This is a genomic window from Pseudomonas sp. SDO52101_S400 (assembly GCF_054071635.1).
Window position 1 is genome coordinate 162,058 of the sequence record NZ_JBSVWF010000005.1, and the last position, 19,815, is coordinate 181,872.

The 19,815-nt window shown below is 60.0% G+C and carries 21 protein-coding genes and 1 pseudogene; 17 read left to right on the top strand and 5 right to left on the bottom strand.

Features of this window, described 5'->3' with window-relative positions; translation table 11 throughout:
• Nucleotides 1-12: 12 nt before the first annotated feature.
• From ACW9HX_RS03985 to hisC, 10 genes are all read left to right on the top strand, one after another.
• Nucleotides 13-822, top strand: coding sequence for an ATP-binding cassette domain-containing protein (locus ACW9HX_RS03985; RefSeq protein ID WP_457379572.1), 810 nt, complete (start codon nt 13-15; stop codon nt 820-822).
• Complete coding sequence (gene mlaE / locus ACW9HX_RS03990; RefSeq protein WP_197869702.1) at nt 822-1,619, top strand: lipid asymmetry maintenance ABC transporter permease subunit MlaE; 798 nt, start codon at nt 822-824, stop codon at nt 1,617-1,619. Before ACW9HX_RS03985 ends, mlaE begins: the two co-directional genes overlap by 1 nt.
• The gene (mlaD, locus tag ACW9HX_RS03995) at nt 1,619-2,086 is read left to right on the top strand and encodes an outer membrane lipid asymmetry maintenance protein MlaD (RefSeq protein ID WP_096818971.1); all 468 of its coding nucleotides are present in this window, start codon (nt 1,619-1,621) and stop codon (nt 2,084-2,086) included. The genes mlaE and mlaD overlap by 1 nt, the downstream gene beginning before the upstream one ends.
• An 11-nt stretch (nt 2,087-2,097) precedes the next feature.
• Complete coding sequence (locus ACW9HX_RS04000; protein ID WP_457379573.1) at nt 2,098-2,748, top strand: MlaC/ttg2D family ABC transporter substrate-binding protein; 651 nt, start codon at nt 2,098-2,100, stop codon at nt 2,746-2,748.
• Complete coding sequence (locus tag ACW9HX_RS04005) at nt 2,745-3,050, top strand: STAS domain-containing protein (RefSeq protein ID WP_457379574.1); 306 nt, start codon at nt 2,745-2,747, stop codon at nt 3,048-3,050. The genes ACW9HX_RS04000 and ACW9HX_RS04005 overlap by 4 nt, the downstream gene beginning before the upstream one ends.
• Before the next feature lie 115 nt (nt 3,051-3,165).
• Nucleotides 3,166-3,405, top strand: a complete 240-nt coding sequence (locus ACW9HX_RS04010; RefSeq protein ID WP_096818978.1) for a BolA family protein — start codon at nt 3,166-3,168, stop codon at nt 3,403-3,405.
• A gap of 22 nt (nt 3,406-3,427) precedes the next feature.
• Nucleotides 3,428-4,693, top strand: a complete 1,266-nt coding sequence (gene murA / locus ACW9HX_RS04015; protein ID WP_457379575.1) for a UDP-N-acetylglucosamine 1-carboxyvinyltransferase — start codon at nt 3,428-3,430, stop codon at nt 4,691-4,693.
• A gap of 127 nt (nt 4,694-4,820) precedes the next feature.
• Nucleotides 4,821-5,456 carry an ATP phosphoribosyltransferase gene (gene hisG, locus ACW9HX_RS04020; protein ID WP_457379576.1) on the top strand — a complete coding sequence of 212 codons (636 nt, stop codon included), beginning with the start codon at nt 4,821-4,823 and terminating at the stop codon, nt 5,454-5,456.
• Nucleotides 5,457-5,581: 125 nt separating this feature from the next.
• Complete coding sequence (hisD, locus tag ACW9HX_RS04025; protein ID WP_457379577.1) at nt 5,582-6,907, top strand: histidinol dehydrogenase; 1,326 nt, start codon at nt 5,582-5,584, stop codon at nt 6,905-6,907.
• 2 nt (nt 6,908-6,909) lie between these two features.
• Nucleotides 6,910-7,962, top strand: coding sequence for a histidinol-phosphate transaminase (gene hisC, locus ACW9HX_RS04030; protein WP_457379578.1), 1,053 nt, complete (start codon nt 6,910-6,912; stop codon nt 7,960-7,962).
• 149 nt (nt 7,963-8,111) lie between these two features.
• Here the strand turns inward: hisC and ACW9HX_RS04035 are convergent, their stop codons facing one another.
• Nucleotides 8,112-8,525, bottom strand: a complete 414-nt coding sequence (locus ACW9HX_RS04035) for a hypothetical protein (RefSeq protein ID WP_457379579.1) — start codon at nt 8,523-8,525, stop codon at nt 8,112-8,114.
• A 163-nt stretch (nt 8,526-8,688) separates the two neighbouring features.
• Here ACW9HX_RS04035 and ACW9HX_RS04040 point away from each other — a divergent pair.
• Nucleotides 8,689-8,899, top strand: a pseudogene (locus ACW9HX_RS04040) (histidinol-phosphate transaminase); the annotation flags it as partial.
• Nucleotides 8,900-8,953: 54 nt separating this feature from the next.
• Here ACW9HX_RS04040 and algW read toward each other — a convergent pair.
• The gene (gene algW / locus ACW9HX_RS04045; RefSeq protein ID WP_457379580.1) at nt 8,954-10,108 is read right to left on the bottom strand and encodes a Do family serine endopeptidase AlgW; all 1,155 of its coding nucleotides are present in this window, start codon (nt 10,106-10,108) and stop codon (nt 8,954-8,956) included.
• Nucleotides 10,109-10,211: 103 nt separating this feature from the next.
• On the opposite strand from algW, the gene ACW9HX_RS04050 reads away from it, so the two are divergent.
• The 3 genes from ACW9HX_RS04050 to cysN all read left to right on the top strand — a co-directional run bounded on the left by ACW9HX_RS04050 (nt 10,212) and on the right by cysN (nt 13,944).
• Entirely contained in the window at nt 10,212-10,970 is a 759-nt protein-coding gene (locus ACW9HX_RS04050; RefSeq protein ID WP_248738300.1) for a Nif3-like dinuclear metal center hexameric protein, read from the top strand.
• A 148-nt stretch (nt 10,971-11,118) separates the two neighbouring features.
• A complete protein-coding gene (cysD, locus tag ACW9HX_RS04055) occupies nt 11,119-12,036 on the top strand; it encodes a sulfate adenylyltransferase subunit CysD (RefSeq protein WP_457379581.1) in 918 nt (305 codons plus the stop codon).
• A 9-nt stretch (nt 12,037-12,045) separates the two neighbouring features.
• Nucleotides 12,046-13,944, top strand: coding sequence for a sulfate adenylyltransferase subunit CysN (cysN, locus tag ACW9HX_RS04060; RefSeq protein WP_457379582.1), 1,899 nt, complete (start codon nt 12,046-12,048; stop codon nt 13,942-13,944).
• Nucleotides 13,945-14,364: 420 nt separating this feature from the next.
• On the opposite strand, the gene ACW9HX_RS04065 is transcribed toward cysN, so the two are convergent.
• The 3 genes from ACW9HX_RS04065 to ACW9HX_RS04075 all read right to left on the bottom strand — a co-directional run bounded on the left by ACW9HX_RS04065 (nt 14,365) and on the right by ACW9HX_RS04075 (nt 17,771).
• Nucleotides 14,365-15,279 carry an acyltransferase gene (locus ACW9HX_RS04065; protein ID WP_457379583.1) on the bottom strand — a complete coding sequence of 305 codons (915 nt, stop codon included), beginning with the start codon at nt 15,277-15,279 and terminating at the stop codon, nt 14,365-14,367.
• A 4-nt stretch (nt 15,280-15,283) separates the two neighbouring features.
• Entirely contained in the window at nt 15,284-17,383 is a 2,100-nt protein-coding gene (gene pta, locus ACW9HX_RS04070) for a phosphate acetyltransferase (RefSeq protein ID WP_457379584.1), read from the bottom strand.
• A gap of 61 nt (nt 17,384-17,444) precedes the next feature.
• Entirely contained in the window at nt 17,445-17,771 is a 327-nt protein-coding gene (locus ACW9HX_RS04075) for a DUF3565 domain-containing protein (protein WP_096819002.1), read from the bottom strand.
• Here ACW9HX_RS04075 and ACW9HX_RS04080 point away from each other — a divergent pair.
• The 3 genes from ACW9HX_RS04080 to ACW9HX_RS04090 form a co-directional block, all read left to right on the top strand.
• The gene (locus tag ACW9HX_RS04080) at nt 17,740-18,225 is read left to right on the top strand and encodes an FKBP-type peptidyl-prolyl cis-trans isomerase (protein ID WP_085698479.1); all 486 of its coding nucleotides are present in this window, start codon (nt 17,740-17,742) and stop codon (nt 18,223-18,225) included. The two genes, ACW9HX_RS04075 and ACW9HX_RS04080, sit on opposite strands and share 32 nt — an antisense overlap.
• A 123-nt stretch (nt 18,226-18,348) precedes the next feature.
• A complete protein-coding gene (locus ACW9HX_RS04085) occupies nt 18,349-18,831 on the top strand; it encodes a glutathione peroxidase (protein WP_007959082.1) in 483 nt (160 codons plus the stop codon).
• A gap of 157 nt (nt 18,832-18,988) precedes the next feature.
• On the top strand, nt 18,989-19,815 hold an 827-nt coding region (locus tag ACW9HX_RS04090), incomplete at its 3' end, for an oxidoreductase (protein WP_457379585.1).

The following is a 19,815-nucleotide window of genomic DNA, read 5'->3' on the forward strand; positions in this document are numbered from 1 at the left end:
CAAGGAGTTTAGATGAGTGCCGATAACGCCTACGCGGTCGAGCTGAAGGGAGTCTCCTTCAAGCGCGGTGCGCGCAGCATTTTCAATAACGTCGATATCCGCATCCCGCGCGGCAAGGTCACCGGCATCATGGGGCCTTCCGGGTGTGGCAAGACCACCCTGTTGCGCTTGATGGGTGCCCAGTTGCGGCCTTCACAGGGCGAGGTCTGGGTCAACGGCCAGAACCTGCCGAAGCTGTCGCGCAGCGATCTGTTCGATGCTCGCAAGCACATGGGTGTGCTGTTTCAGAGCGGCGCGCTGTTCACCGATCTCGACGTGTTCGAGAACGTCGCTTTTCCGCTGCGCGTTCATACCCAATTGCCGGACGAGATGATCCGCGACATCGTCCTGCTCAAACTGCAGGCAGTCGGCCTGCGCGGCGCCATCGAATTGATGCCCGACGAGCTGTCCGGTGGCATGAAGCGTCGTGTGGCGCTGGCCCGGGCGATTGCGCTTGATCCGCAGATTCTCATGTATGACGAACCGTTCGTCGGCCAGGACCCGATCGCCATGGGCGTTCTGGTGCGCCTGATCCGTCTGCTCAATGATGCACTGGGGATCACCAGTATCGTGGTTTCCCACGATCTGGCGGAAACCGCGAGCATCGCCGACTACATCTATGTCGTAGGTGATGGACAAGTGCTGGGGCAGGGTACGCCGGACGAGTTGATGAACTCGGATGAGCCGCGTATTCGTCAGTTCATGACCGGCAACCCCGATGGCCCGGTCCCGTATCACTTTCCAGCGACGGATTACCGCGCAGATCTTCTGGGGAAGCGCTGATGCGCAGAATTTCATTAATAGAACGTGTGCGTCGATTCGGCGAAGCAGCCATCGACGCTGTCGCGGTATTCGGCCGGGCGACCCTGTTCCTGTTTCATGCCCTGCTGGGGCGTGGCGGCATCAGCGGCGGTTTCGGTCTGTTGGTCAAGCAGTTGCATTCCGTTGGCGTGATGTCGCTGGTGATCATCGTGGTATCCGGGATCTTCATCGGCATGGTGCTGGCGCTGCAAGGCTTCAGTATTCTGTCGAGCTATGGTTCGGAGCAGGCTGTGGGGCAGATGGTTGCCTTGACTCTGCTGCGGGAGCTGGGTCCGGTGGTGACTGCTCTGCTGTTCGCTGGTCGTGCCGGTTCGGCGCTGACGGCGGAAATCGGCAACATGAAGTCCACCGAGCAGTTGTCCAGCCTGGAAATGATCGGTGTAGACCCGCTCAAGTACATCATTGCCCCGCGTCTGTGGGCCGGCTTCATTTCCCTGCCGGTGCTGGCGATGATCTTCAGCGTGGTCGGCATCTGGGGCGGTTCCTGGGTCGCGGTCGACTGGCTGGGCGTCTATGAAGGCTCCTACTGGGCGAACATGCAGAACAGCGTGAACTTCTCCAGCGATGTGCTCAATGGCGTGATCAAAAGTATCGTTTTCGCCTTTGTCGTGACCTGGATCGCCGTATTCCAAGGCTATGACTGTGAGCCCACTTCCGAGGGCATCAGTCGTGCCACCACCAAGACCGTTGTGTTTGCCTCGCTGGCAGTGCTCGGCCTGGACTTTATTCTGACCGCTTTGATGTTTGGAGATTTCTGATGCAAAACCGCACCCTGGAAATCGGTGTCGGCCTGTTCCTGCTGGCAGGGATCCTGGCCTTGTTGCTGCTGGCCCTGCGGGTCAGTGGCCTGTCTCCGACGTCCACCACCGATAGCTATAAACTTTACGCGTACTTCGACAATATCGCCGGTTTGACGGTCAGAGCCAAAGTGACCATGGCCGGTGTGACCATCGGCAAGGTCACGGCGATCGATCTGGACCGCGACAGCTTCACCGGTCGGGTAACGTTGCTGGTGGACAAGAAGGTCGACAACCTGCCGACCGACTCCACAGCGTCTATCCTGACCGCTGGCCTGTTGGGCGAGAAGTACATCGGTATCAGCGTGGGCGGGGAAGAAACCCGCCTCAAGGATGGTGGAACCATCCACGACACCCAGTCGTCACTGGTACTGGAAGACCTGATCGGTAAATTCCTGCTCAATACCGTTAGCAAAGACGCCAAATGAGGAGCTTTTGAATGATCTCTACCTTGCGACGTGGCCTGTTGGTGTTGCTCGCGACATTGCCATTGATGGCTAACGCCGTGGCGGCGCAATCGGCGCACGATCTGGTTCAGGACACCACGAACCGGATGCTCGCCGACTTGTCGGCCAATAAAGAGAAGTACAAGCAGGACCCGCAGGATTTCTACACGGCGCTGAACACCATCGTCGGCCCTGTGGTAGATGCCGAAGGTATCTCCAAGAGCATCATGACGGTCAAATATTCGCGCAAGGCCACGCCGGCGCAGATGCAGACCTTCCAGGAGAACTTCAAGCGCGGTTTGTTCCAGTTCTATGGCAATGCCTTGCTCGAGTACAACAACCAGGGCATCACCGTTGACGCGCCGAAGGATGAGTCGGGCGACCGCACCAGCGTCGGCATGACCGTCAAGGGCAACAACGGCGCGATTTATCCTGTGCAGTACACGCTGGAGAAGATCAACGGCGAGTGGAAATTGCGCAACGTGATCATCAATGGCATCAACATCGGCAAGCTGTTCCGCGATCAATTCGCCGATGCAATGCAGCGTAACGGCAACGACCTGGACAAGACCATCAATGGTTGGGCCGGGGAAGTGGCCAAGGCCAAGCAGTCGGCTGAACAGAAAGAGAAGCCTGCCCAATGACCGAATCGGCCATTCGTCTGGAAGCGGCCAGTGAGCTGCAGCTCACTGGCGTGCTGGATTACCGCACAGGTCCCGGCCTTCGGGAGCAGGGCCGGGCGCTGATCAAGTCATGCAATGCCCCGGCGTTGGTGATCGATTGCTCGGCGGTGGAAAAGTCCAGCAGCGTCGGCCTGTCGTTGCTGCTGTGCTTCATTCGCGATGCGAAAGCCGCCGGCAAGGCCGTCAGTATCCGCGGGATGCCCGAAGACATGCGTGAAATTGCTCAGGTCAGCGAGCTGACCGAGCTGTTGGCGCAACCCTGAACCCGCATCTATAAAGAAGCCCCCCGTCAGAGTCCTGCGCAGCGGGGTTCGCAGGCGCGGGGCTTTTTTGTATGATGTCCGACCCGTGCGCACAGGGCGCCGATTGAGGTTGAGCATGCAGGCCGTAGAAGTGAAGAGCTTCCTTGAAGCAAATCTGCCCGGAACCCGGGTGGAAGTTGAAGGCGAAGGCTGCAACTTTCAGCTGAACGTGATTAGCGATGAACTGGCGGCGTTGAGCCCGGTCAAGCGTCAGCAAAGCATCTATGCCCATTTGAACCCATGGATCGCCGATGGCAGCATCCACGCGGTCACTATGAAATTTTTCAGCAGCGCGGCCTGGGCCGAGCGCACCTGAGCCCTAGGGCGTCGAGATTGTTATGGATAAATTGATTATTACCGGTGGCGTTCGTCTTGATGGCGAGATCCGCATTTCCGGGGCGAAGAACTCCGCCCTGCCGATTCTGGCTGCCACCTTGCTGTGCGATGGCCCGGTCACCGTCGGCAACCTGCCACACCTGCACGACATCACCACCATGATCGAGCTGTTCGGTCGCATGGGGATCGAGCCTGTGATCGACGAGAAGCTCAGCGTCGAAATCGACCCGCGCACCATCAAGACTCTGATCGCCCCGTACGAACTGGTGAAAACCATGCGTGCGTCGATCCTGGTGCTGGGCCCGATGGTTGCCCGTTTCGGTGAGGCCGAAGTGGCCCTGCCTGGCGGTTGCGCGATCGGTTCGCGTCCGGTCGATCTGCACATTCGTGGCCTGGAAGCCATGGGTGCGATCATCGACGTCGAAGGCGGCTACATCAAGGCCAAGGCCCCTGAAGGCGGCCTGCGCGGCGCGCACTTCTTCTTCGATACCGTCAGTGTGACCGGTACCGAGAACATCATGATGGCCGCTGCTCTGGCCAAGGGCCGCAGCGTGCTGCAGAACGCCGCCCGCGAGCCTGAAGTGGTCGACCTGGCGAACTTCCTGAACGCCATGGGCGCCAAGGTTTCCGGCGCTGGCACCGACACCATCACCATTGATGGCGTCGAGCGCCTGGGCTCGGCCTTCTACAAGGTCATGCCTGACCGCATTGAAACCGGTACCTACCTGGTGGCCGCCGCGGTTACCGGTGGCCGCGTGAAGGTCAAGGACACCGATCCGACCATTCTCGAAGCCGTTCTGGAAAAACTCCGTGAAGCCGGTGCAGAAGTCACCACTGGTGAAGACTGGATCGAGCTGAACATGCACGGCAAGCGCCCGAAAGCGGTCAACGTGCGCACCGCGCCATACCCGGCGTTCCCGACGGACATGCAGGCGCAGTTCATCTCGCTCAACGCCATTGCCGAAGGCACCGGTGCAGTGATCGAGACGATCTTCGAAAACCGCTTCATGCATGTGTACGAACTGCACCGCATGGGCGCCAAGATCCAGGTTGAAGGCAACACGGCCATCGTGACCGGCACTGAAATCCTCAAGGGCGCGCCAGTCATGGCCACCGACCTGCGAGCTTCTGCCAGCCTGGTGATCTCGGCCCTGATGGCTGAAGGCGATACCCTGATCGACCGCATCTACCACATCGACCGTGGTTACGAGTGCATCGAGGAAAAACTGCAGATGCTGGGCGCCAAGATCCGTCGCGTTCCGGGCTAGTCGCTGCATCTGGACACAGGGAAGTGTCCGTTGAATTCGTTTTGATCGGGGGTGGTAACGCCCTCGATGTGTGTCCGGCGCCGATTGCGACCGGACATGAGTACCTTGATAAGGACTGACGTTTCCCATGTTGACCATCGCACTGTCCAAGGGCCGCATCCTTGACGACACCCTGCCGCTTCTCGCCGAAGCGGGCATCGTGCCGACCGAGAATCCGGACAAGAGCCGCAAGCTGATCATCCCCACGACTCAGGAAGACGTACGCCTGTTGATCGTGCGTGCCACCGACGTGCCGACTTATGTCGAGCATGGCGCGGCCGACCTCGGCGTTGCCGGTAAAGACGTGTTGATGGAATACACCGGCCAAGGCCTGTATGAGCCGCTTGACCTGCAGATCGCTCAGTGCAAGCTGATGACCGCCGGCAAGATCGGTGCTGCCGAGCCCAAGGGCCGTCTGCGCGTCGCGACCAAATTCGTCAACGTTGCCAAGCGCTATTACGCCGAGCAGGGCCGTCAGGTCGACATCATCAAGCTGTACGGCTCGATGGAGCTGGCACCGCTGATCGGTCTGGCCGACAAGATCATCGACGTGGTCGACACCGGCAATACCCTGCGTGCCAATGGTCTGGAACCCCAGGAACTGATCGCCACGATCAGCTCGCGTCTGGTGGTCAATAAAGCTTCGATGAAAATGCAACACGCCCGTATCCAGGCGTTGATCGACACCCTGCGCAAGGCAGTGGAGTCTCGACACCGCGGCTGATGTACCTGCGCGACCTTGAGTCGCGCCCGTCTATCCGCCTCATAGCCAGAATCTCAGGTGCCCAAGCGGAAACGACTGCTAAGTTAGGGCGCCTGAGTTTTTGCCATTCCTATGAGGCTCTCGCTATGACCGCACCGACTGCAATTCGCCGACTCAACGCTGCTGACCCGGATTTCGCGCATCATCTGGATCATCTGCTGAGCTGGGAAAGTGTGTCTGACGACTCGGTCAATCAGCGGGTGCTGGACATCATCAAGGCTGTGCGCGGGCGCGGTGACGCGGCGTTGGTCGAGTTCACCCAGAAGTTCGACGGCCTCGAAGTCGCGTCGATGGCGGATCTGATCCTGCCGCGCGAGCGCCTGGAACTGGCCCTGACCCGCATCACCGCACCGCAACGCGAAGCGTTGGAAAAAGCCGCCGCCCGCGTGCGCAGCTATCACGAAAAACAGAAGCAGGATTCCTGGAGCTACACCGAAGCCGACGGCACGGTCCTTGGCCAGAAAGTCACGCCGCTGGATCGCGCCGGTCTGTATGTGCCGGGCGGCAAGGCGTCTTACCCGTCGTCGGTGCTGATGAACGCGATTCCGGCCAAGGTTGCCGGCGTGACCGAGGTGGTCATGGTGGTGCCAACCCCGCGTGGCGAGGTCAACGAGTTGGTGCTGGCGGCGGCGTGCATTGCCGGTGTCGACCGGGTGTTCACCATCGGTGGCGCGCAAGCCGTTGCGGCGCTGGCCTACGGTACTGAAAGCGTGCCGCAGGTGGACAAGGTTGTCGGCCCGGGCAACATCTACGTTGCCACCGCCAAGCGTCATGTGTTTGGCCAGGTCGGCATCGACATGATCGCTGGCCCGTCGGAAATCCTCGTGGTGTGCGACGGCCAGACCGATCCGGACTGGATCGCCATGGACCTGTTCTCCCAGGCTGAGCACGACGAAGACGCCCAGGCGATCCTGGTCAGCCCGGACGCCGAGTTCCTCGACAAGGTCGCCGCCAGCATCGACAAACTGCTGCCGACCATGGATCGCGCCACCATCATCGAAACCTCGATCAATGGTCGCGGTGCTCTGATCCACGTGCGTGACATGGCTCAGGCGATCGAAGTCGCCAACCGCATTGCCCCGGAACACCTTGAGTTGTCGGTCGCCGACCCGCAGGCCTGGTTGCCGCAGATCCGCCACGCCGGTGCGATCTTCATGGGCCGTCACACCTCCGAAGCGCTGGGCGACTATTGTGCAGGTCCGAACCACGTGCTGCCGACGTCCGGCACCGCGCGTTTCTCCTCGCCGCTGGGCGTGTACGACTTCCAGAAACGCTCGTCGATCATCTTCTGCTCCGAGGCCGGTGCTTCCGAACTGGGCAAGACCGCATCGATCCTGGCCCGTGGCGAATCGTTGAGCGCCCACGCTCGCAGCGCCGAATACCGCATCAAAGACGAAGTGAAGGGGAACTGAGCATGAGTAAATTCTGGAGCCCGTTCGTCAAGGATCTGGTGCCTTATGTGCCGGGCGAGCAGCCGAAGCTGACCCGTCTGGTCAAGCTCAACACCAACGAAAACCCGTATGGCCCGTCGCCAAAAGCACTGGCGGCGATGCAGACTGAACTCAACGACAATCTGCGTCTGTACCCGGACCCGAACAGCGACCTGCTGAAAAACGCTGTCGCCAAATATTACGGTGTACAAAACAACCAAGTGTTCCTCGGCAACGGTTCGGACGAAGTGCTGGCGCACATTTTCCACGGCCTGCTGCAACACGATCAGCCGATCCTGTTCCCGGACATCAGCTACAGCTTCTATCCGGTTTACTGCGGCCTTTATGGCATCACGTTCGACGCGGTGCCGCTGGATGCGCAGTTCCAGATCAATCCGTCCGACTACGCCAAACCGAACGGCGGGATCATCTTTCCCAACCCGAACGCGCCGACCGGTTGCCTGCTGGCACTGGAAGCCGTCGAGCAGATCCTCAAGGCCAGCCCGGATTCCGTTGTGGTAGTTGACGAGGCCTACATCGACTTCGGCGGCGAAACGGCGATCAGCCTGGTGGACCGTTTTCCGAACCTGCTGGTGACCCAGACCTTGTCCAAGTCCCGTTCGCTGGCGGGTCTACGGGTCGGTCTGGCGGTCGGGCATCCGGATCTGATCGAGGCGCTGGAGCGGATCAAGAACAGCTTCAACTCCTACCCGATCGATCGCATGGCGAATGTCGGCGCGGCGGCGGCGTTCGAGGATCGCGAATACTTCGACAAGACCTGCGCGCTGGTCATCGAGAGTCGTGAGTGGGTGGTTGCTCAGTTGCAGGCCAAAGGCTTTGAAGTGCTGCCGTCAGCGGCAAACTTCATCTTCGCCCGGCATCCACAACACGATGCGGCAGGGCTGGCGGCCAAACTGCGTGAGCAGGGCGTGATCGTGCGCCACTTCAAGCAGGAGCGGATTGCCCAGTTCCTGCGGATCTCGATCGGCACGCCGGAGCAGAATCAGGCGTTGATTGATGGGTTAGGCGATCTTTAAACCTGTAAAGCGAGTCTTGCCCGCGAAGAACGATGGCGCGATATAACGGATATACCGCGCCATCATTCTTCGCGGGCAAGGCTCGTTTTTACTTCGTTTGATGTATTGGTCATGATGCTCGTACATCCGGAGCGTCAATGAGCTCAATGTCATGAGCCTTTTTGGCTTGCGGCAACGTCTTGGTTAGCGGCTGGATTGAAATCGAACGCGCCATAAGCCTTTTTGTCGTCTTGTGTAGTGAATTCGAGTGCTCCGAATGCTTTACCTGAACTTTCAAGTTTGCGTATCAGCGTTCCGGTTTTGCTCTGGTATCCGACTCCATTAATTACTGCTTGTACATGTCCCTCATGTAATAATTGACTCTTTTCGATTCCAAATGCATTGCCAAGATTCACCTCCACGCGGTTTTCTGCATTTCTAGCATAGAGAACATAGGTTTCGGGAGTCTGGCCCACAATGACGGTCGTGGCTTTGAACTCCATGCCAGCGAGGTTTAATTCAAATGCCCCTATACCGTTCGCATTCTTTGAACCTTGCTCCATCTTTTCTTTAGCAGTGGTCATGTTCCGACTCCCTATTAAGTATTAGAAGTGTCAAGTAACGGCAATGAGTTTATGACCCGCTTGGCATCTCGACTACTGACAAAAATGACAGTTTTTTATACTATTTTCTCCAGCCTTTATCAGTCTGTTTGCTAAAAGGTTATAGCCGGCACTCATTCATGATGCACTTGGGCATCCGGACCTGATCGAGGTGCTGGAGTGGATCAAGAACAGTTTTAACGCCTACTTGCTGGATCGCATGTCGAATGTCGGCGCCGCGGCGTTTGAGGATCGCGAATACTTCGACCAGACCTGCGCACCAGGTATCGAGAGTCGCGAATGGGGAGGGCCAGTTGCAGGCCAAGGGTTCTGAGCTGCTGCCTTCAGCAGCGAGCTCTGACTTGACGATAAAAAGATGGGAGCGAATTCGCTCCCATCTTTTTTCGTACTTACTCTTCTTCTTTTACTGGCGCCGGCGGTGGACGCAGACCGATCTCGGCGGTCAGCTTCAACTCCTTGCCATTGCGCATTACCTGAATCGTGACCTTGTCGGTCGGCTTGATCCGCGCCACCTGGTTCATCGACTTGCGGCCATCGCCGGCCGGTTCACCGTCGATGCTGAGGATCACGTCACCCAGTTGCAGGCCGGCTTTCTGTGCCGGGCCGTCGCGGAAAATCCCCGCCACCACGATCCCCGGACGCCCGGACAGGCCAAACGACTCCGCCAGTTCCTGAGTCAGTGGCTGCACTTCGATACCCAGCCAGCCACGAATCACCTGACCGTGCTCGATGATCGACTTCATCACTTCCATCGCCAGCTTCACCGGGATCGCAAAACCGATGCCCTGGGAGCCGCCGGACTTGGAGAAGATCGCAGTGTTGATGCCGGTGAGGTTGCCGTTGGCATCCACCAGTGCGCCGCCGGAGTTACCCGGGTTGATCGCCGCGTCGGTCTGGATGAAGTCTTCGTAGTTGTTCAGGCCCAGCTGGTTGCGGCCGGTCGCGCTGATGATGCCCATGGTCACGGTCTGGCCGACCCCGAACGGGTTGCCGATCGCGAGTGCGACGTCGCCGATGCGGATGTTGTCGGAGCGCCCGACGGTGATTGCCGGCAGGTTCTTCAGGTCGATCTTCAGGACGGCGAGGTCGGTTTCCGGATCGCTGCCGATCACGCGGGCCAGGGTTTCCCGACCGTCCTTGAGTGCCACGACGATCTGGTCGGCACCGGTGGTGACGTGGTTGTTGGTCAGGATGTAGCCTTCCGGGCTCATGATCACGCCGGAGCCGAGGCTCGACTCCATACGCTTCTGCTTCGGCGAGTTGTCACCGAAGAAGCGGCGGAACTGCGGGTCTTCGAACAGCGGATGGCTTGGTTTGTTGATGACCTTGGTGGTGTAGAGGTTGACCACCGAAGGCGCGGCGATGGTCACTGCGTCCGCATAGGACACCGGCCCCTGCTGCGTGCTGGTGGTCTGCGGGGCCTGTTGCAGGTTGACGTCGAGGCTCGGAAGCCCGACCCACTGCGGGTAACGCTGAATAATCAACAGAGCGATAAGCACACCGGCCAACAACGGCCAGCCGAAAAAACGCAGCGCCTTGAGCATTAAGCACGTCCTGGAAAAGTTGCAGGCGGGGTCAGACCGCCCATAATGTCGCGCATTATACGAGGCCGCGCGTGCCTCTGAACGGGATTTTCAGGAGTCTTTTATGGCCGTTGCCCTCAGTACCCTGGTCGAAGAAGCCGACCGTTACCTCGGCAGTGCGAAAATTGCCGATTATTGCCCCAACGGCCTGCAGGTCGAGGGCCGCCCGCAGGTGATGCGCATCGTCAGCGGCGTCACGGCCAGCCAGGCGCTGCTTGATGCCGCCGTCGAGGCCGAGGCCGATCTGGTGCTGGTGCATCACGGTTACTTCTGGAAGGGCGAGAACCCGTGCATCACCGGCATGAAGCAGCGCCGCCTGAAAACTTTGCTCAAGCACGACATCAGTCTGCTGGCGTATCACCTGCCGCTGGATCTGCACCCGGATGTCGGCAACAACGTGCAGTTGGCCCGGCAGCTCGACATCACCGTCGAAGGGCCGCTGGATCCGGACAATCTGAAGATCGTCGGCCTGGTCGGTTCGCTGGACGAGCCGGTGACCGCCCGCGACTTCGCCCGACGTGTGCAGGAACGCATGGGCCGCGAGCCGCTGCTCATCGAAGGCAGTGCAATGATCCGTCGCGTCGGCTGGTGCACCGGCGGCGGGCAGGGCTACATCGACAACGCCATTGCCGCCGGCGTTGATCTGTTTATCAGTGGTGAGGCTTCCGAGCAGACCTTCCACAGCGCCCGCGAGAACGACATCAGCTTCATCGCCGCCGGCCACCACGCCACTGAACGCTACGGCGTGCAGGCGCTGGGCGACTATCTGGCGAAACGCTTTGCCCTGGAACACATCTTCATCGACTGCCCGAATCCGATCTGACTTCCCCTGAAAGCACCCGAACGGGCGGGCATATTCATATGCTCTTTCGTTCTAGTCCGCGCCCTGATTAGAAGAAGGGCGCTGTGCTAGGATTCCCCGCTCGAACACGGCCCGCTGGCCGTTCATAAGAAAGCTTTCGTGAGTAGCCATGGTCGACAAACTGACGCATCTGAAACAGCTGGAGGCGGAAAGCATCCACATCATCCGCGAGGTGGCCGCCGAGTTCGACAACCCGGTGATGCTGTACTCCATCGGTAAAGACTCCGCCGTGATGCTGCATCTGGCACGCAAGGCGTTCTTCCCGGGCAAACTGCCGTTTCCGGTGATGCACGTCGACACCCGCTGGAAATTCCAGGAGATGTACAAGTTCCGCGACAAGATGGTCGAAGAGCTGGGCCTGGACCTGATCACCCACGTCAACCCGGAAGGCGTTGCGCAGGGCATCAACCCGTTCACCCACGGCAGCGCCAAACACACCGACATCATGAAGACCGAGGGCCTGAAGCAGGCACTCGACAAGCATGGTTTCGACGCAGCTTTCGGCGGCGCCCGTCGCGATGAAGAGAAGTCCCGCGCCAAGGAGCGCGTCTACTCGTTCCGCGACAGCAAACACCGCTGGGACCCGAAGAACCAGCGTCCGGAGCTGTGGAACGTCTACAACGGCAAGGTCAACAAGGGCGAATCCATTCGTGTGTTCCCGTTGTCGAACTGGACCGAGCTGGACATCTGGCAGTACATCTACCTCGAAGGCATCCCGATCGTACCTTTGTACTTCGCCGCCGAACGCGAAGTGATCGAGAAGAACGGCACGCTGATCATGATCGACGACGAGCGCATCCTCGAGCACCTGTCCGACGAGGACAAGGCGCGCATCGTCAAAAAGAAAGTGCGTTTCCGTACCCTTGGCTGCTACCCGTTGACGGGCGCGGTGGAGTCCGAGGCCGAAAGCCTGACGGACATCATTCAGGAAATGCTCCTGACGCGAACTTCCGAGCGCCAGGGCCGGGTCATCGACCACGATGGCGCCGGCTCGATGGAAGACAAGAAACGTCAAGGCTATTTCTAAGGGGCTGTCATGTCGCACGCATCTGATTTGATCAGCGAGGACATCCTCGCCTACCTGGGCCAGCACGAACGTAAAGAGCTGCTGCGCTTTTTGACCTGCGGTAACGTCGATGACGGCAAGAGCACCCTGATCGGGCGCCTGCTGCACGACTCGAAGATGATCTACGAAGATCACCTCGAAGCCATCACCCGCGATTCGAAGAAAGTCGGCACCACCGGTGACGACATCGACCTGGCATTGCTGGTCGACGGCCTGCAGGCCGAGCGTGAGCAGGGCATCACTATCGATGTCGCCTACCGCTATTTCTCCACCGCCAAGCGCAAATTCATCATCGCCGACACCCCCGGTCATGAGCAGTACACCCGCAACATGGCCACCGGTGCGTCCACCTGTGACCTGGCGATCATCCTGGTCGACGCCCGCTACGGCGTGCAGACCCAGACCCGCCGCCACAGCTTCATCGCGTCCCTGCTGGGGATCAAACACATCGTTGTCGCCATCAACAAGATGGACTTGAAGGACTTCGATGAAGGCGTGTTCGAGTCGATCAAGGCCGACTACCTGAAGTTCGCCGAAGGCTTGAAGATGAAGCCGACCAGCATGCACTTCGTGCCGATGTCCGCTCTGAAGGGCGACAACGTGGTGAACAAGTCCGAGCGCTCGCCGTGGTACACCGGCCAGTCGCTGATGGAAATCCTCGAGACCGTGGAAGTGGCGGGTGACCGCAACTTCACCGATCTGCGTTTCCCGGTGCAGTACGTCAACCGTCCGAACCTGAACTTCCGCGGTTTCGCCGGCACCCTGGCCAGCGGCATCGTCAAGAAGGGCGACGAAGTCGTGGTCTTGCCGTCGGGCAAGAGCAGCCGTGTGAAATCCATCGTCACCTTCGAAGGTGAACTGGAACACGCAGGTCCCGGTCAGGCCGTGACGCTGACCATGGAAGACGAAATCGACATCTCCCGTGGCGACCTGCTGGTACACGCCGACAACGTTCCGCCGGTGACCGACAGCTTCGAAGCGATGCTGGTGTGGATGGCTGAAGAGCCTATGCTGCCGGGCAAGAAATACGACATCAAACGCGCCACCAGTTACGTGCCAGGCTCCATCGCCAGCATCGTCAACAAGGTCGACGTCAACACGCTGGAAGAAGGCCCTGCGAGCGCGTTGCAGCTCAACGAAATCGGCAAGGTGAAGATTGCGCTCGACGCGCCGATCGCCCTCGACGGTTACGACAGCAACCGCACCACGGGTGCCTTCATCGTCATCGACCGTTTGACCAACGGCACCGTCGGCGCCGGCATGATCGTCGCCCAGCCAGTGACTCATGGCACGGCCACGCACCATGGCAAGCTGGCTCATGTAGCGACCGAAGAGCGCGCCCAGCGTTTCGGTCAGCAACCGGCGACTGTGCTGTTCAGCGGCCTGTCCGGCGCAGGCAAGAGCACGCTGGCGTACGCAGTCGAACGCAAGCTGTTCGACATGGGACGTGCGGTGTTTGTACTCGATGGCCAGAATCTGCGTCACGACCTGAATAAAGGTCTGCCGCAGGATCGTGCCGGTCGCACCGAGAACTGGCGTCGTGCCGCGCACGTGGCGCGTCAGTTCAACGAAGCTGGTTTGCTGACGCTTGCTGCGTTCGTCGCGCCGAGTGCCGAAGGTCGTGAACAAGCGAAGGATCTGATCGGCAAGGAGCGTCTGCTGACGGTCTATGTCCAGGCCTCGCCAACCGTCTGCGCCGAGCGTGATCCGCAAGGTTTGTATGCTGCGGGTGGCGATAACATTCCGGGTGAGTCGTTCCCGTATGACGTGCCGCTGGATGCTGATCTGGTGATCGATACCCAGTCGCTGTCGCTGGATGAAAGCGTGAAGCAGGTGCTGGATCTGCTGCGCAAGCGTGGCGCGATTTAAGCGTTAGCTGCCAGTAAAAAGCCCGTCGATGAGTGATTATCGGCGGGTTTTTTTTGGGGGTGTTTGGGGTGAATATCCGTTTCTGCGGGTGTTGCGGTTGGCGGTTTCGCCCTTACGGCGAGTCACTTTGGCAAACGCCCCAAAGTAACCAAAGGTCTGGGCCCCGGCGTTCGGCACCTCGCTTTGGCTCGGTGTTCCTTCGTTCCGGGATTCATCCGGGGGCATCGCCTACGGTTTGCTTCGCTGCACCTCCTCTCGATGTGTTTGGCTTCGCCAAACGGCGCTACGCGCCCACCCCCGGATAAATCCCTCCACTCAGCCTTCCGATGGGGCCGGCACGTCAAAAGCGGTACTCGAGCTAACGCTCATCGTGTTGAGTGGTGAGGGGTGGAAGCCGGCCTTTTTCTGTCGGGGGCTCCCTCAGGGGTATCTGCGTCGGTTCGGATACTCGCGATGCATCTGCTCCAGCAGCGCATCCTTGTCCTGCCACAGCTGATTGATCCAGCCCTGGAATTGCAGGCGGTATTCGCCGTCCTGGTCGTAGTTCTTGCCGATGAATTGCGGTGGGATCTTCAGTTCCTCAAAATGCACCACCACATCCCGCACATTGCCGCACAGCAGGTCCCAGAAGCCGGGACGTCCACCCGGGTAGTGGATGGTCACGTTGACGATCGATTCCAGCTGTTCGCCCATCGCATCCAGCACGAAGGCGATGCCGCCGGCCTTGGGCTTGAGCAGGTATTTGAACGGCGATTGCTGCTGCGCATGCTTGCCTTCGGTGAAGCGCGTACCTTCGACGAAGTTGAAGATGCCCACCGGGTTGTCGCGGAATTTCGCGCAAGTCTTGCGGGTGGTTTCCAGATCCTTGCCTTTCTTTTCCGGGTGCTTCTCCAGATAAGCCTTGGAGTAGCGCTTCATGAAAGGAAAGCCCAGCGTCCACCACGCCAGACCAATCACCGGCACCCAGATCAGTTCCTGCTTGAGAAAGAACTTCAGCGGCTGGATACGACGGTTGAGCACGTATTGCAGAACCAGGATGTCGACCCAGCTCTGATGATTGCTGGTGATCAGGTACGAGTGTTGATAGTCCAGGCCTTGCAGGCCGCTGAGGTGCCAGCGGGTGCGGCGCACCAGGTTCATCCAGCCTTTGTTGTTGCTGATCCAGGCTTCGTGGGTATGGCTCATCAGCCAGCGCGAAGCGCGGCGTGCGAGGTCGAACGGCAGCACTTTGATCAGCGCCACGAGAAACAGGAACGAGCACAGCAAAATGGTGTTCAGCGCCAACAGAAGCGCGGCGATCACGCCGCGCAGGGTGGCTGGGAGAAAAGCCAGCATCGGGTCAGATATCCAGAGGTCGGTTGGCCGCCTGAATCGCGGTCAGGGCGATGGTGTAGACGATGTCGTCGACCTGCGCGCCGCGCGGCAGATCGTTTACCGGTTTGCGCAGGCCTTGCAGCATCGGGCCGAGGCTGACGCAATCGGCACTGCGCTGCACGGCCTTGTGCGTGGTGTTGCCGGTGTTCAGGTCGGGGAACACGAACACCGTGGCGCGACCGGCCACCTGGCTGTTCGGCGCCAGTTGCCGGGCCACGGTTTCGTTGGCGGCGGCGTCGTACTGCAACGGCCCGTCGATCAGCAGCGAGTGCTGTTGTTCGTGAGCGAGCAGGGTGGCCTCGCGGACTTTTTCGACTTCCTCGCCGGTGGCCGATTCGCCGCTGGAGTAGCTGATCATCGCCACCCGTGGGGTGATGCCGAACGCGGCGGCCGAGTCGGCGCTTTGCAGGGCGATCTCGGCCAGTTCGCTGGCGCTCGGGTGCGGGTTCATCACGCAGTCGCCGTAGACCAGCACTTCTTCGGGGAACAGCATGAAGAACACCGACGACACCAGCGTACAGCCCGGCGCCGTCTTGATCAGTTGCAAGGCCGGGCGGATGGTGTTGGCGGTGGTGTTGATGATGCCGGAGACCAGCCCATCGACTTCATCCAGTGCCAGCATCATGGTGCCGATCACCACGGTGTCTTCCAGTTGTTGCTCGGCCATTGGTGCGTTGAGGCTTTTGCTCTTGCGCAGGGCGACCATTGGTTCGACGTAGCGCTCGCGGATCAGATCCGGGTCGAGAATTTCCAGTCCCGGCGGTAACACGATTCCCTGGGCCCGGGCCACGGCTTCGACGTCTGCCGGTTTGGCCAGCAACACGCAACGGGCGATCCCGCGCTCCTGACAGATCGCCGCCGCTTGCACGGTGAGCGGCTCGCTGCCTTCGGGCAGGACGATGCGCTTGTTCGCCGATTGTGCACGCTGAATCAGTTGATAACGGAACACCGCCGGCGACAGGCGCATTTCTCGCGGCGTACCGCAGCGCTGGTGCAGCCAGTTGGCATCCAGATGACTGGCGACGAAATCGGTGATGATCTCCGCACGCTCGCGGTCATCGACAGGAATTTCCTTGTTCAGGCCGTTGAGCAGGTTTGCAGTGTCGTAGGAGCCGGTGCTCACCGATAGCACCGGCAAGCCGGCCTGCAATGCGCCACGGCACAGGTCCATGATGCGCGGGTCGGGCAGGGTGTCGCTGGTCAGCAGCAGGCCCGCCAGCGGCACGCCGTTGATCGCGGCGAGGCTGACGGCGAGGATGATGTCGTCACGATCGCCGGGGGTCACTACCAATACGCCGGGCTTGAGCAGGTCCACGGTGTTGCGCATGGTGCGCGCGCAAATGATGGTCTTGGTCATGCGCCGGGTTTCGTAGTCGCCGGCGTTGAGCACCTGGGCGCCCATCAGGTCGGCGACGTCACGGGTGCGCGGGGCATTGAGTTCCGGCTGGAACGGAATGCAGCCGAGCAGGCGGAAATCACCGCTGCGCAGCAACGGCGAATGCTCTTTCAGGCGCGCAGCGAAGGCGTCCATGCTTTCGTCGGTCTTGACCTTGTTGAGGATCACGCCGAGGACTTTCGGGTCTTTCGGCCCGCCGAACAGTTGCGCCTGCAACTCGACGCGGCCGGACAGTTCGGTCAGCACTTCGTTTTCCGGGGCCGAGACCAGAATCACCTCGGCATCCAGGCTCTTGGCCAGGTGCAGGTTGACCCGCGCGGCATAGCTGGCGCTGCGGGTCGGCACCATGCCTTCGACGACCAGCACGTCTTTGCCAATGGCCGCCTGCTGGTAGAGCGCAATGATTTCTTCGAGCAATTCGTCGAGCTGACCGTCGCCGAGCATCCGCTCGACGTGGGCCAGGCCCAGTGGCTGCGGCGGTTTCAGGCCGTGGGTGCGGGCCACCAGTTCGGTGGAACGCTCAGGGCCGGTGTCACCCGGGTGCGGCTGGGCAATCGGTTTGAAAAAGCCGACTTTCAGCCCGGCCCGTTCCAGCGTGCGCACCAGCCCGAGGCTGATGGAGGTCAGACCCACACCAAAATCGGTGGGCGCGATAAAAAAAGTTTGCATGCGGATTCTCTAAGGGTGCATGGCAAGGGCGTTGGCCTATGGCTGGCCTTCCACCGGTTTTTCAGGCGTCAAGGTTAGCGCTAACCGAGCCTTGAGCGCACCAACCGCAAGCAAAGGGTTGGCCTATTTTTTCAATACGTTGCGTTGCGTCCAGCACCCATGCCCGCGACTGCCATGGCGGCTGGTGACGCAAGTGCTGGGTGTGGCCGCAGGAAAGTTCGGCCACCCAGTGACCGTCCTCGTCCTGATGGAAGCCTGTGATCGTCGAATCCCGTTTGTCAGGGTTGTGTTCGCTTTCGAGCGATTGCTTCGCTAAACTTGGCCTTTCTATATTCTTATGCAAAAGGTCTCGCCCCATGCTGATCGCCGCCAATAAGGCTGTCTCCATCGACTATACCCTGACCAACGACGCTGGTGAGGTCATCGACAGCTCCGCCGGCGGCGCTCCGCTGGTTTACCTGCATGGCGCAGGCAACATCATCCCGGGCCTGGAAAAAGCTCTGGAAGGCAAAGAAGTCGGCAACGAGCTGGAAGTTTCCGTCGAGCCGGAAGATGCCTACGGCGAATACGCTGCCGAACTGGTCAGCACCCTGAGCCGCAGCATGTTCGAAGGCGTTGACGAGCTGGAAGTCGGCATGCAGTTCCACGCTTCGGCGCCGGACGGCCAGATGCAGATCGTCACCATTCGTGACCTGGACGGCGACGACGTCACCGTTGATGGCAACCACCCGCTGGCAGGTCAGCGCCTGAACTTCAAAGTGAAGGTCGTTGCCATTCGTGACGCCAGCCAGGAAGAAATCGCTCATGGCCACGTCCATGGCGAAGGTGGCCATCACCACTGATTTTCTGCGCTAAGCTTTCGAGTACTGGAGAGGCGCCCGAGGGCGCCTTTTTAGTCCGCGGCTGTCCTTGGTGGCCTCGCCAAGTGGCTGTTTCGAGTAGAAAACGGGAATCTGGAGTTCGTCATGAGTGCTTTTCACGACCTTAAGTTGACAGCCCTGGATGGCCAGGAGCTACCGCTGGCACCCTTCAAGGGCCAAGTCGTGCTGGTGGTCAACGTCGCCTCCAAATGCGGCTTGACCCCACAGTACGCGGCGCTGGAAAACCTCTATCAGCAATACAAAGGCAAAGGCTTCAGTGTTCTCGGCCTGCCGTGCAACCAGTTTGCCGGGCAGGAACCGGGCAGCGAGCAGGAGATTCAGGAATTCTGCAGCCTCAACTATGGCGTGAGTTTTCCGTTGTCGAAAAAGCTCGAAGTCAACGGTCACGACCGTCATCAGCTGTACCGTCTGCTGGCGGGCGAGGGCGCCGAATTTCCCGGTGACATCACCTGGAATTTCGAGAAGTTCCTGCTCGGCAAGGACGGTCGTGTGCTGGCGCGGTTCTCGCCACGCACGGCGCCGGATGATCCTTCGGTGATCACGGCGATTGAAAAAGCCCTGAGCTGAAACGCGAAAATCGCAGCCCTCGAGCTGCGATTTTTTTTGCCTGCCTTTTGACCCTTAATCATTCAGATCAATAGTGCTATCGGTTGGGTGGAACTACACATATTATCGCCGTCATATGAATCACCTGTCCGTCGATGATCTTTTCGTGGAGCCCCACATGCCCGTTCAAGCCCTGTTCAAACCGTTCCAGCTCGGTGCCCTCGAACTGCCGACCCGTGTGGTCATGGCGCCGATGACCCGTTCGTTCTCTCCGGGCGGCGTACCCAATTCCAAAGTGATCGAGTATTACCGTCGTCGTGCAGCGGCCGGTGTCGGCTTGATCATCACCGAGGGCACCACCGTCGGCCACCTGGCCTCCAACGGTTACCCGAATGTGCCGCAGTTCTTCGGCGAAGCAGCACTGGCGGGCTGGAAGAAAGTCGTCGACGCCGTGCACGCCGAGGGCGGCAAGATCGTTCCGCAACTGTGGCACGTCGGCAGCGTTCGCCGTATCGGCACCGAGCCCGATGCCAGCGTGCCGGGTTATGGCCCGACCGAGAAACTCAAGGACGGTCAGGTCGTGGTGCACGGCATGACCAGGCAGGACATCCAGGACGTGATCGCGGCATTCGCCCAAGCGGCGAAAGATGCCCAAAGCATCGGCATGGACGGCGTGGAGATCCACGGCGCCCACGGTTATCTGATCGACCAGTTCTTCTGGGAAGGCAGCAACCAGCGCACCGACGAATACGGCGGCAGCCTGGCCAACCGTTCGCGTTTTGCCATCGAGCTGATCCAGGCTGTGCGTGCTGCAGTGGGCGAAGGTTTCCCGATCATCTTTCGCTTCTCGCAGTGGAAGCAGCAGGATTACACCGCACGTCTGGTGCAAACCCCCCAGGCGCTGGGCGAGTTCCTCAAGCCGTTGTCCGACGCAGGCGTGGACATTTTCCACTGTTCGACGCGGCGTTTCTGGGAGCCGGAATTCGACGGTTCCGAACTGAACCT